The following is a 12,269-nucleotide window of genomic DNA, read 5'->3' on the forward strand; positions in this document are numbered from 1 at the left end:
GTATCCTTTAATTAATCGACGTTCAGCGCGTCATTGACCAGATCTTGTTGCTGTTTCTGGTGAACGGACATATACCCTACCGCCGGAGAGGCGGAGGCCGGGCGGCCTGCATAACGCAGAGAGGCCCCAAACGGAATCACTTCACGGAAGTGATGCTGGCTGCAGTACCATGCGCCCTGGTTGAGCGGCTCTTCCTGGCACCAGACAAAATCATGTACGTGCGCATACGCTTTCAGCGCATCCTGCACCGCCTGATGCGGGAACGGATAGAGCTGCTCGATACGAACGATAGCGACATCTTTTTGCTCGTTTTTACGGCGCTGTTCCAGCAGGTCGTAGTAAACCTTACCAGAGCACAGCACCACGCGCTTCACAGCCTGCGGATCAAGTTGATCGATTTCACCGATGGCCGGCAGGAAAGTGCCGTTCGCCAGCTCATCCATGCTGGAGACCGCCAGCGGATGACGCAGCAGCGACTTCGGCGACATCACCACCAGCGGACGACGCATACCGCGCAGCGCCTGACGACGCAGCATGTGGTACACCTGCGCCGGCGTGGACGGCACGCATACCTGCATATTCTGCTCAGCGCACAGCTGCAGATAACGCTCCAGACGGGCGGAGGAGTGCTCCGGGCCCTGGCCTTCGTAGCCGTGCGGCAGGAGCATCACCAGGCCGCACATCCGGCCCCACTTCTGCTCACCGGAGGAGATGAACTGGTCGATCACCACCTGCGCGCCGTTGGCGAAGTCGCCAAACTGCGCTTCCCAGATGGTCAGAGTACGCGGCTCTGCGGTGGCGTAACCATATTCAAACGCCAGCACCGCTTCTTCAGACAGCACGGAGTCCCAAACGCGGAACTGGCCCTGACCGTTATGGACATGCTGCAGCGGGGTGTAGGTTGAACCATTGGTCTGGTTATGGATCACCGCATGACGGTGGAAGAAGGTGCCGCGACCGGAGTCTTCCCCGGACAGACGCACCGGAATACCTTCGTCAACCAGCGTGGCGTAGGCCAGGTTTTCAGCGCCGCCCCAATCGAACAGCTTCTCACCTGCCGCCATCGCCTGGCGGTCGGCGTAAATTTTCGCCACGCGGGACTGCATTTCGATACCTTCCGGCACCGTGCTGATGCGTTTGGCCAGCTCCTGCAGACGCTTCGGCTCCACTTTATCCGGATAGCTCTCGTCCCACTCATGGTTGAGGTACGGCGACCAGGTAAAGGAGTGCATGTTCATCGGACGCCATTCCTTCACCACGCATTCGCCGGCATCCAGCGCATCGCGGTAGAGGTTAACCTGCTCGGTAGCATCTTCCAGGGTCGCGACCTTGTCCTGCTCCAGCTTGTCAGCATAGATTTTGCGCGGAGTCGGGTGCTTTTTGATCTTCTGATACATCAGCGGCTGGGTTGCGCTCGGCTCATCGGCTTCGTTATGGCCGTGACGGCGGTAGCACACCAGGTCGATGAAGACATCGCGTTTGAAGGTATTGCGGAAATCCAGCGCCAGACGGGTGACGAAAGCGACCGCTTCCGGGTCGTCGGCGTTGACGTGGAAAATCGGCGCCTGCACCATTTTACCGATGTCGGTGCAGTACGGGGTCGAACGCGCATCCAGCGGGTTAGAGGTCGTGAAGCCCACCTGGTTGTTGATAACGATGCGCACGGTCCCGCCCACTTCGTAACCGCGGGCTTTGGACATGTTCAGGGTTTCCTGAACCACGCCCTGACCGGTCACCGCGGCGTCGCCGTGGATAGTGATCGGCAGAACCTTGTTGCTGCTCGGCTCGTCCAGACGATCCAGACGGGCGCGTACGGAACCGATCACCACCGGGCTGACGATCTCGAGGTGCGACGGGTTAAACGCCAGCGCCAGGTGCACCAGACCGCCTTCGGTTTCTATATCGGAAGAGAAGCCCATGTGGTACTTCACATCGCCGGTACCGAGGTGTTCTTTATGTTTGCCGGCAAACTCGTCGAACAGGTCCTGCGGTTTTTTACCCAGCACGTTGACCAGCACGTTGAGACGGCCACGGTGCGCCATGCCCAGCACCACTTCACGGGTGCCGCTCTTACCCGCATGGCGGATCATCTCTTTGAGCATGGGGATCAGGGCGTCGCCACCCTCCAGCGAGAAGCGCTTCGCCCCCGGGAATTTGGCGCCGAGGTAGCGCTCCAGCCCTTCCGCGGCAGTCAGTTCGCCGAGGAAACGCTTTTTCTCTTCCGCGGTAAAGCTCGCTTTGCCGGCTACCGATTCAATGCGCTGCTGGATCCAGCGTTTTTCTTCGGTAGAGGTGATATGCATGTATTCCGCGCCGATGGAGCCGCAGTAGGTTTGCTTAAGGGCGGCAATCAGCTCGCCCAGCTTCATCGTGTCTTTACCGATGGCAAATGAACCTACGTTATAGCTTTCCTGGAAATCGGCCTCGGTCAGATCGTGGTAGGCCGGATCGAGATCCGCCACTCTCTCTTGCTTCCACAGCCCCAGCGGATCGAGATTCGCATGCTGGTGGCCACGGAAACGGTATGCGTTGATGAGCTGCAGGACTTTAACCTGCTTCACATTGGTGTCTGGGTCGGAAATCGAAGAAGTGTAACGTGAGGCATCCTTCGCCAGTCGACGGAAATAATCACGCGTTTTGGAATGAAATTGATCCGGTTTAACTCCGGTGCCAGGTAACTGCTGGAACATTGAACGCCAGTTGGCGTCAACAGAGTCAGGATCGGTTAAGAAGTCTTCATAGAGCTGTTCTATCCAGCTCTGGTTCGAACCAGAGAGGTAAGAAGAGTCCAGCCAGGCTTTCATTGCGCCGTTCTGCATCGTGATCCCTTAAGCATTCATATGCTTATTTCGCCGTAGAAACTACCACGCACACCGAGTGCACGTGCCGGGGTTCACTTGTTGCGGACGAGTTGTGGTTTCTATCCGCTAAGGAACCTTTAAAAACTGCCATTAATCTTCGGCGTTCAGGCTGCGGTTGCGTTAGCTGCCTTCACTTACCCCGGTCATATAGTTCACTATGCTCCCGGGGATGCGTTCAGTTGCCGCCTTACCTCGCTCTGAACGCCTTGATTACTGGTACATATTTGGCGGTTTTTAAAGATTTCCTGCTATATCTATTGCCTGATGGCGCTTCGCTTATCAGGCCTACAAAATATGCTCCTGTAGGCCGGATAAGACGTTTACGTCGCCATCCGGCAACTAAAACAACTTACGCGCTGCGCTGCAGCAGCATCGACTTAATATGGCCGATGGCGCGCGTCGGGTTCAGCCCCTTAGGACACACACTGACGCAGTTCATAATGCTGTGACAGCGGAATACGCTGAAAGCATCGCTCAGGCCGTCCAGACGCTCGCTGGTTTCGGTATCGCGACTGTCGATCAGGAAGCGATACGCCGCCAACAGGCCGGCCGGGCCGATGAACTTGTCCGGGTTCCACCAGAACGACGGGCACGAGGTCGAACAACATGCGCACAGAATACACTCGTACAGGCCATCGAGCTTCTCACGCTGCTCAGGCATCTGCAGATGCTCGCGAGCCGGAGGATTTTGCCCATTATTCAACAAGTAAGGCTTAATCTTCTCATATTGTGCATAGAATTGCCCCATGTCCACCACCAAATCACGGATAACCGGTAATCCTGGCAGCGGGCGGATAACAATCTTCTTGCCCGGCTGATTCAGCGCGGAGATCGGCGTGATGCACGCCAGACCGTTTTTCCCGTTCATGTTCAGGCCATCGGAACCGCAGACCCCTTCACGGCAGGAGCGGCGGAACGACAGCGACGGATCTTTTTCTTTCAGCTGGATCAGCGCATCCAGCAGCATCATGTCACGACCTTCTTCCGCGTCGAGGGTGTAATCCTGCATGTGCGGAGCGTCGTCAACATCCGGGTTATAGCGATAAATTGAAAACTCGAGTTTCATTTTCCTGTCTCCGCATTAATAAGTACGAATCTTCGGCGGGAATGCCGGACGCAGTTTCGGTTCCATGTTGACGCTACGACGCGTCATGGATTCCGACTCTGGCAGATACAGGGAATGGCACAGCCAGTTTTCATCATCACGATCCGGGAAGTCGAAGCGGCTGTGAGCGCCACGGCTCTCGGTACGGAAGTTAGCGGATACGGCGGTCGCGTACGCGGTTTCCATCAGGTTATCCAGCTCCAGGCACTCAACGCGCTGGGTGTTGAACTCGCTGGAGGTATCGTCGAGACGGGCGTTTTTCAGGCGCTCGCGGATCACTTTCAGCTGTTCCAGACCTTTGTGCATCGCATCGCCTTCGCGGAACACCGAGAAGTTATGCTGCATACATTCCTGCAGCGCTTTGCGGATCGCCACCGGATCTTCACCGGAACGGGTGTTGTTCCAGCGGTTGAGGCGGTCCAGCGAGCCTTCGATATCGGATTCGCTGGCGTCGCGCAGCGTGCCCTGCTCGGCGATAGACTCCTGCAGATGCAGGCCCGCCGCGCGGCCGAAGACCACCAGGTCGAGCAGCGAGTTGCCGCCCAGACGGTTGGCGCCGTGGACCGATACGCAGGCGATTTCGCCCACCGCGAACAGACCCGGGATCACCACGTCTTCACCCTTCTCATTGACGGTCAGCGCCTGGCCGGTCACTTTGGTCGGAATACCGCCCATCATGTAGTGGCAGGTTGGGATAACCGGGATCGGCTCTTTCACCGGATCGACGTGAGCAAAGGTGCGGGACAGCTCAAGGATACCCGGCAGACGAGATTCCAGAACCTCTTTACCCAGGTGATCCAGTTTCAGTTTCGCGTGCGGGCCCCACGGACCGTCGCAGCCGCGGCCTTCGCGGATCTCGATCATGATGGAACGCGCCACCACGTCACGACCCGCCAGGTCTTTCGCGTTCGGCGCATAACGCTCCATAAAGCGCTCACCGTGTTTATTCAGCAGATAACCGCCTTCGCCGCGGCAACCTTCGGTGACCAGAACCCCGGCCCCGGCGATACCGGTCGGGTGGAACTGCCACATTTCCATATCCTGCACCGGCACGCCGGCGCGGATGGCCATCCCGACGCCGTCACCGGTGTTGATGTGGGCGTTGGTGGTGGACTGATAGATACGGCCTGCGCCGCCGGTCGCCAGCACGGTGGCGCGGGCTTTAAAGTAGACCACTTCGCCGGTCTCGATGCACAGGGCGGTACAACCCACCACCGCGCCGTCCTGGTTTTTCACCAGATCGAGGGCATACCATTCGGAGAAGATAGTGGTGTGGTTTTTGAGGTTCTGCTGGTACAGGGTGTGCAGCAGGGCGTGGCCGGTACGGTCAGCCGCCGCCGCGGTACGCGCCGCCTGCTCGCCGCCGAAGTTCTTCGACTGGCCGCCGAACGGGCGCTGATAAATACGGCCGTCGTCAAGACGGGAGAACGGCAAGCCCATATGCTCCAGCTCGAGAATCGCTTCCGGGCCGGTCTTACACATATATTCGATGGCGTCCTGGTCGCCGATATAGTCCGACCCTTTTACGGTGTCGTACATATGCCATTCCCAGTTATCTTCATGGGAGTTACCGAGCGCGACGGTGATACCACCCTGCGCGGATACGGTGTGCGAACGGGTCGGGAAAACTTTGGAGAGCAGCGCACAGGTCTGTCCGCTCTGGGAAATTTGCAGCGCCGCGCGCATACCTGCGCCGCCGGCACCGATGACAACAGCATCAAACTCTCTGACTGGCAATTTCATTACACACCCCACACCACAACAAATCCATAAAGAACGTAAGCCACCAGCGCCACAACGATAGCCAGTTGCAGAACCAGGCGCAGAGCCAGTGGTTTAACGTAGTCCGTTAACACCTGCCACATCCCGATCCAGGCATGGATAAGAATGGAAACGAGAGCCAGCAGAGTGAAGACTTTAGTGAAGCCGGAGGCAAAGAATCCGGTCCACACTTCCCATGAGATTTCACCGGTGGTCGCGAAGAAGCCAACCATGTAGATGATGTAGAGGGTCAGAACGATGGCGGTAGCACGGACCAGAATAAAGTCATGTACGCCGTTGCGTCCCAGTGCTGAGGCGTTGCTTACCATACGAGGACTCCTGCGAGAAGTGAAAGCACGACAGTAATAACAAAAGAAATCTTGGCGGAACGTTTCCCTGCTTCGAGGGTTTCGTCCAGGTAGCCAAAGTCCATCATCAGATGGCGGATACCAACAACGACGTGATAGGCCAGCGCGGTGAGAATGCCCCACATGATGAACTTCACAAAGAAGCTATCCATGATCGAGGCCGCCGTCAGAAAACCTTCAGGGGAGGAGAGGCTGGTGCCCAGCAGCCAAAGCAGAATTCCGACCGCCACGAAGGTGATGACACCGGAAACGCGATGGAGAATGGACGCTATCGCCGTGATTGGGAACCGTATCGTTTGTAGATCCAGATTGACAGGTCTTTGTTTTTTCACATTTCTTACCATGAATAACGCCCACATGCTGTTCTTATTGTTTCCTTCCTCCGGTCTGCTTGCGGGTCAGACAGCGTCCTTTCTATAACCAGAAGTCATGTTAAAACGTCTTTTCAGGCATTAAAACATCACTAAACAACGCTGGGTGGCTCGGGATTGCAGGGTGTTCCGGAGACCTGGCCGCAGTATAGGCCGTTCACAAAATCATTACAATTAACCTACATATAGTTTGTTGGGTTTTCTCCGGAACAGTGATCAATGTCACGATAACAACATTTTTTTAATTTTTAATCACCTGATTTGACAAATATTAAACATTCTTGTTACAACCATTACCAGTTAAATGCAATAATGCTCAAAAGTTATGAGGTCATGCTTTCACCTGAGAATAAGTTATGTAACAGTGTGTCAGTATTGACCGATGTAATCAGGACAGTTATTAGTGGTATACAGGTTTTAATATTCGGACTGCTAAAACGCTGATTTGCTGTTGTTTCACCGCAGCCCTGAAGAACGTGCCATCAAGCGCCGTTGCTCTGTACCCTGCCCTTTTCGCTGACGCAGAGCTGTGTGCAACATAACAAACTGGTAACGTATACGGGCGCGGGCCGAAAGCAAATCCACCACCCGGCAGTCTTAAGCAATAAAGGCGCTAAGGAGACCATAAATGTCTGATGCTAAAGCAAAAATCACCCTGGGTGGTGACACTGCTATTGAACTGGATGTGCTAAAAGGCACGCTCGGTCAGGATGTTATTGATATTCGTAGTCTTGGTTCAAAAGGCGTATTTACTTTTGACCCAGGTTTCACATCTACCGCTTCCTGTGAATCTAAAATTACGTTTATCGATGGTGACGAGGGGATCCTGCTGCACCGTGGCTTCCCGATCGACCAGTTAGCGACCGAATCAAACTATCTTGAAGTTTGTTACATTCTGCTAAACGGTGAAAAACCGACCCAGGCAGAATATGACGAATTCAAAACCACCGTCACCCGCCACACCATGATCCATGAGCAGATTACTCGTCTGTTCCATGCGTTCCGTCGCGATTCTCACCCGATGGCCGTTATGTGCGGGATCACCGGCGCCCTGGCGGCGTTCTATCACGACTCCCTCGACGTGAATAACCCGCGTCACCGTGAAATTGCCGCCTATCGCCTGCTGTCCAAAATGCCGACCATGGCAGCCATGTGTTACAAGTATTCTATCGGCCAGCCGTTTGTTTATCCGCGCAATGACCTCTCCTACGCCGGCAACTTCCTGCGCATGATGTTCGCCACGCCGTGCGAAGAGTACGAAGTCAATCCGGTGCTGGAGCGCGCAATGGACCGTATTCTGATCCTGCACGCCGATCACGAACAGAACGCCTCGACCTCGACGGTACGTACCGCGGGCTCTTCCGGCGCTAACCCGTTCGCCTGTATCGCAGCCGGCATCGCCTCCCTGTGGGGACCGGCGCACGGCGGCGCCAACGAAGCGGCGCTGAAAATGTTGGAAGAGATCAGCTCCGTTGAGCACATTCCGGAATTTGTTCGTCGTGCGAAAGACAAGAATGACTCTTTCCGCCTGATGGGCTTCGGCCATCGTGTGTACAAAAACTACGACCCGCGCGCCACCGTGATGCGTGAAACCTGCCATGAAGTGCTGAAAGAGCTGGGCACCAAAGACGACCTGCTGCAGGTGGCCATGGAGCTGGAGCATATCGCGCTGAACGACCCGTACTTCATCGAGAAGAAACTCTACCCGAACGTCGACTTCTACTCCGGTATCATCCTGAAAGCGATGGGTATTCCGTCCTCCATGTTTACCGTTATCTTCGCCATGGCGCGTACCGTGGGCTGGATTGCGCACTGGAACGAAATGCACAGCGATGGCATGAAAATCGCCCGTCCGCGTCAGCTCTATACCGGCTACGAAAAACGCGATTTCCAGTCCGACATCAAGCGTTAATCTCGCTGTCCGGATGATAAAAACGCGCCTGATGGCGCGTTTTTTTATGCCTGACGATGAGGTCTGGCGCTGCCTGGCCGCCGGCTTAATGCTGGCAGTGCGGGCACCAGTAAAAGGGCCGCGAGGAGAGCATCGTCTTCTCAATCACGCCCCCGCAGCGCTCGCACTGTTCGCCATCGCGATGGAACACCTTAAAGCGGAACAGCGCGCCGTGGTGCTTGTTGTCATCGGGCTGGCCGCGGGTACGATAAGAAAGCCGCGGGATATCAAGCAGCGCGTGCGCCAGCGCATCCAGTTGTATTGCATTCAGCTCCGAGGCCTTATGCTGCCCGGTCAGCCCCACCTGCCAGAGGATTTCCACCCGCAGATAGTTTCCCAGCCCGGCAAGAAAAGCCTGATCCAACAGCAGGCCGGAAAACTGACGATGGCGGAATTTGGCCGACAGCAGCCGCGCTTTCACCTGCTCCGCGGTTAACGTCATATCCAGTACGTCCGGACCGATGCGCAGCAAGAACGGATGGTTGGCCACCTGCTCCGCTGTGAGCATCTCAATGTCCGACGCGCTGTAGAGCAAAATCGCCTTGCTGGCGGTCTGGAGCCTGACGCGCAGCACCCGGTTAGAGGCGGGCTGTTCGCCAGCGTCAACCACGCGCCAGACGCCGTACAGCTGATTATGGCTGTACAGGGTCAGGCCGCCGGAGAAGCGGGTCAGCAAGGCTTTGCCCCGGGTGTCGATATGGGTAACCCGCTGACCAATCAGCGGGGTTTGGTAGGGTTGCAACCGGGGAAAGGCGAACCAGACGTCGGTTAAGGGTTCGTCTTTGATTGCCGCCTCCAGTGTATCCGCCGCGCGGCGGATCTCCGGACCTTCCGGCATACTGTCATCCTTTTGTCAGTGGGTGGCGCCGCCGCCCAGTTTACTGTCCACAGGCTGGCGCAGGGCCACGGCAATGGCCGTCTCCAGCGCCTCCCGCACGGTGGCGATCGCCATACTCGGCTCGCCGGGATGGGCCGCCGCCTGCGCCGGTAGCCATGGAATATGGATAAAACCGCCTCTCACCTCAGCCTGACCCTGCAGCCTGTGCAACAGGCCGTACATGACGTGGTTGCAGACGAAGGTGCCGGCGGTCTGCGACACCGAGGCCGGGATCCCGCGATCGCGCAGCGCGTTGACGATCGCTTTGATCGGCAAGGTGCTGAACCACGCCGCCGGCCCGCCGTCGACGATCGGCGTGTCGATGGGTTGCTGGCCTTTGTTATCGGGGATGCGCGCATCATCGACGTTGATCGCCACACGTTCGACGCTGATATCGACCCGACCGCCGGCCTGCCCCACCGCGATAACCAGCTTCGGCTGCAGGTCTTCTATCGCCGCGTCGAGCGCCGACAGCGCCTCGCCAAACACGCAGGGAAGCTGCCGGGCGGTCACCGGCTGGCCAGCAATCATAGTGCCGTCAAGCTGCTGCACCACTTCCCAGGAAGGGTTCACCGTCTCGCCGTCAAAGGGTTCGAAACCGGTTAGTAATACTCCCGCCACCATCCTCTCCTTCGCGGTCATGCCGATTGTCATATCTCAGCCTCTGGCTGAGCGCTGACCAGAATATGGCGCCCGGCGAACGCCGCCCGCAAACGGCGGGCAAAATCGAGGGCATGCGGACCATCACCGTGCAGACATACCGTCTGCGCCACCACGTTCGCCCATTCGCCGCTGACGCTGCGCACCCGGTGGTGTTGCACCATCTCGAGGGTTTGCGCCAGGGCCTGCTCTTCGCTGTCAATCAGCGCCCCGGGCTGGCTGCGCGGCACCAGGCTGCCGTCGGCCAGATAACCGCGATCGGCAAACACCTCCTGACGCGTCGTCAGACCATAGCGCTGTCCGGCGCGGATCAATTCGCTGCCCGCCAGACCCACCAGCACCAGCTGCGGGTTAACATCGCGGACCGCGCGGGCGATCGCGTCGGCCAGCGGCGGCGATTTGGCCGCCTGGTTGTAGAGCATGCCGTGCGGCTTCACGTGCTGCAGCTCGCCGCCCTGCGCCTGAACGATCGCCGCCAGAGCGCCAATCTGATACAGCGTCTGGGCATAGACCGTTTCCGGCGGTAGATCCATCGCCGTGCGGCCAAAATTTTCCCGGTCGGGATATCCCGGATGGGCGCCCACCGCCACGCCGTACTTCAGCGCCTCGCGCACGCTCTGCACCATCAGCCCGGCGTCGCCGGCGTGAAAACCACAGGCGATATTCGCCGATGACACCAGCTGGAGCAGCGCGCTATCGTTCGCCCCGCCTTCCCCGAGATCGGCATTAAGATCAATCATCATCGTGGAGTCTCCAGGCCAGTTGTTCCAGATAACGCTGGCGATCGGCCCGCGCCTTCAGCGCCTCCTCCAGCGAGCAGGCCACGAAATGGATTGGCTGCCCCAGCGGGATCTGCGCCAGCTGATACATATCGGCATCGATAATGCAGGCGATCCGCGGATAGCCGCCGGTGGTTTGCGCGTCGTTCATCAGCACAATGGGCTGGCCGTTGTGCGGCACCTGCACCACGCCCGGCAGCAGGCCGTGCGACAGCATTTCACGATCGGTGGTGCGTTTCAGCGGCTGCCCCTGCAGACGGTACCCCATGCGGTTACTCTGCGGACTGAGCTTCCAGGGGGCGCGCCAGAATGACGCCTGCGAGGCCTCGTCAAATTCATGGTACTCCGGCCCGGGCAGCGCACGAATGCGGTTGCCCAGCGGCAGCTGCTTGACGCCGCGCGGGGTGGTGAAGCAGCGGGCGGCTTTCCCGAGCTTCAGTTTGTCGCCATCCTGCAGGCGGCGTCCTTCCAGACCGCCAATCCCCGCCTTGAGATCCGTGCAGCGCGAGCCAAGGACCTCGGGGACCGCAATCCCGCCCGCCACCGCCAGATAGCTACGAATGCCATGCTGGGGCGTTTTCAGCACCAGCCGCTGCCCGGCCCGGTAGGCGGTGCGCCAGCCCACCCAGACCGCTTTACCGTCCAGCGTCGCTTCGCAGGCGGCGCCGGTCAGCGCAAACCAGCCGCTGCGGGCAAATTCGATCTCCACCTGGCCGAGGGTAATCTCCAGCCCGGCGGCATTCGCCTCGTTGCCAACCAGCAGATTGGCAATCACCAGCGAGGGATAATCCAGGGCGCCGCAGCGGCTGATGCCAGACTGGCGCAGGCCTTCTCGTCCACCGTCCTGTACCGAGGTGTACAGGCCGGCGCGGATCAAGGTCAACATACCCCCTCCTTTTGCGGCACAAAGCGAATTTTATCGCCCACGCGCAGTAGCGCAGGCTCCTTCCGCGCCGGGTCGAACAGCGTCAGCGCGGTCCGCCCCAGCAGCTGCCAGCCGCCGGGCGTCGCCAGCGGATAGATACCGGTTTGCGCGCCGCCGATACCCACCGATCCGGCCGGGACGAGCACGCGCGGTTCGGCGCGACGCGGTGTCGCCAGCGCCGCAGGCAGCCCGCCCAGGTAGGGAAATCCCGGCTGAAAACCAATAAACCAGACCAGATATTCCACCGAAGCGTGCAGCTCCACGACCTGTTTTTCACTCAGGCCGCTGTGCTGCGCCACCACCCCGAGGTCCGGTCCGGCCTCGCCGCCGTAGACGACCGGAACAGACAGCGAGCGCGACTCCGGCTCGATCGCGAGGCTCTCCTCCCACCAGCGCTGCAGACGGTCTATCGCCTCCCACGCAACCTCCTGCGGGCGGCGGAGCACCACAGTGATATTGTTCATGCCGGGAATGGCGTCAATCACCTCTTCATGGTTGGCCAGACGCTGGGCTAATCCCCAGATCCGTTGCTGGCTTTCAAGGGTAACCGGCGGCTCCAGCTCCAGCACGACAGCCGTTTCTCCTAACAGATAACAACGCGCTCGCTGCAC

12 protein-coding genes are annotated in these 12,269 nt (G+C 58.5%); 2 read left to right on the forward strand and 10 right to left on the reverse strand.

The features are described 5' to 3' along the window. Window positions 1–11: 11 nt before the first annotated feature. The 5 genes from sucA to sdhC form a co-directional block, all read right to left on the reverse strand. The gene (gene sucA, locus LGM20_RS17880; RefSeq protein WP_023288875.1) at window positions 12–2,819 is read right to left on the reverse strand and encodes a 2-oxoglutarate dehydrogenase E1 component; all 2,808 of its coding nucleotides are present in this window, start codon (window positions 2,817–2,819) and stop codon (window positions 12–14) included. Between the two features lie 391 nt (window positions 2,820–3,210). After that, on the reverse strand, window positions 3,211–3,927 hold the full coding sequence (gene sdhB / locus LGM20_RS17885) for a succinate dehydrogenase iron-sulfur subunit SdhB (RefSeq protein WP_023288874.1): 717 nt from the start codon (window positions 3,925–3,927) through the stop codon (window positions 3,211–3,213). 15 nt (window positions 3,928–3,942) lie between these two features. Next, window positions 3,943–5,709 carry a succinate dehydrogenase flavoprotein subunit gene (gene sdhA, locus LGM20_RS17890; RefSeq protein ID WP_004179067.1) on the reverse strand — a complete coding sequence of 589 codons (1,767 nt, stop codon included), beginning with the start codon at window positions 5,707–5,709 and terminating at the stop codon, window positions 3,943–3,945. Next, entirely contained in the window at window positions 5,709–6,056 is a 348-nt protein-coding gene (gene sdhD, locus LGM20_RS17895; protein ID WP_002894949.1) for a succinate dehydrogenase membrane anchor subunit, read from the reverse strand. The genes sdhA and sdhD overlap by 1 nt, the downstream gene beginning before the upstream one ends. Beyond that, entirely contained in the window at window positions 6,050–6,454 is a 405-nt protein-coding gene (gene sdhC / locus LGM20_RS17900; protein WP_004142216.1) for a succinate dehydrogenase cytochrome b556 subunit, read from the reverse strand. Before sdhC ends, sdhD begins: the two co-directional genes overlap by 7 nt. 345 nt (window positions 6,455–6,799) lie before the next feature. Here sdhC and LGM20_RS26710 point away from each other — a divergent pair, with 345 nt between their 5' ends. Together LGM20_RS26710 and gltA are read left to right on the forward strand one after the other, a co-directional pair. Then, the gene (locus tag LGM20_RS26710; RefSeq protein WP_420914695.1) at window positions 6,800–6,910 is read left to right on the forward strand and encodes a hypothetical protein; all 111 of its coding nucleotides are present in this window, start codon (window positions 6,800–6,802) and stop codon (window positions 6,908–6,910) included. 184 nt (window positions 6,911–7,094) lie between these two features. Next, complete coding sequence (gene gltA, locus LGM20_RS17905; RefSeq protein ID WP_023288873.1) at window positions 7,095–8,378, forward strand: citrate synthase; 1,284 nt, start codon at window positions 7,095–7,097, stop codon at window positions 8,376–8,378. Between the two features lie 85 nt (window positions 8,379–8,463). Here the strand turns inward: gltA and nei are convergent, their stop codons facing one another. Genes nei through pxpB form a run of 5 tightly spaced genes read right to left on the reverse strand, consistent with a single transcriptional unit; the run spans window position 8,464 to window position 12,269 of the window. After that, window positions 8,464–9,255, reverse strand: a complete 792-nt coding sequence (gene nei, locus LGM20_RS17910) for an endonuclease VIII (protein WP_023288872.1) — start codon at window positions 9,253–9,255, stop codon at window positions 8,464–8,466. A 15-nt stretch (window positions 9,256–9,270) separates the two neighbouring features. Next, complete coding sequence (pcp, locus tag LGM20_RS17915) at window positions 9,271–9,915, reverse strand: pyroglutamyl-peptidase I (RefSeq protein ID WP_044521708.1); 645 nt, start codon at window positions 9,913–9,915, stop codon at window positions 9,271–9,273. Window positions 9,916–9,944: 29 nt separating this feature from the next. After that, the gene (gene pxpA, locus LGM20_RS17920) at window positions 9,945–10,697 is read right to left on the reverse strand and encodes a 5-oxoprolinase subunit PxpA (protein WP_044521673.1); all 753 of its coding nucleotides are present in this window, start codon (window positions 10,695–10,697) and stop codon (window positions 9,945–9,947) included. Further along, complete coding sequence (pxpC, locus tag LGM20_RS17925) at window positions 10,687–11,619, reverse strand: 5-oxoprolinase subunit PxpC (protein WP_044521672.1); 933 nt, start codon at window positions 11,617–11,619, stop codon at window positions 10,687–10,689. Before pxpC ends, pxpA begins: the two co-directional genes overlap by 11 nt. Beyond that, on the reverse strand, window positions 11,613–12,269 hold the full coding sequence (pxpB, locus tag LGM20_RS17930; RefSeq protein WP_044521671.1) for a 5-oxoprolinase subunit PxpB: 657 nt from the start codon (window positions 12,267–12,269) through the stop codon (window positions 11,613–11,615). Before pxpB ends, pxpC begins: the two co-directional genes overlap by 7 nt.

The sequence above is a fragment of the Klebsiella quasipneumoniae subsp. quasipneumoniae genome, assembly GCF_020525925.1.
In the GTDB taxonomy this organism is placed as follows: Bacteria; Pseudomonadota; Gammaproteobacteria; order Enterobacterales; family Enterobacteriaceae; genus Klebsiella; species Klebsiella quasipneumoniae.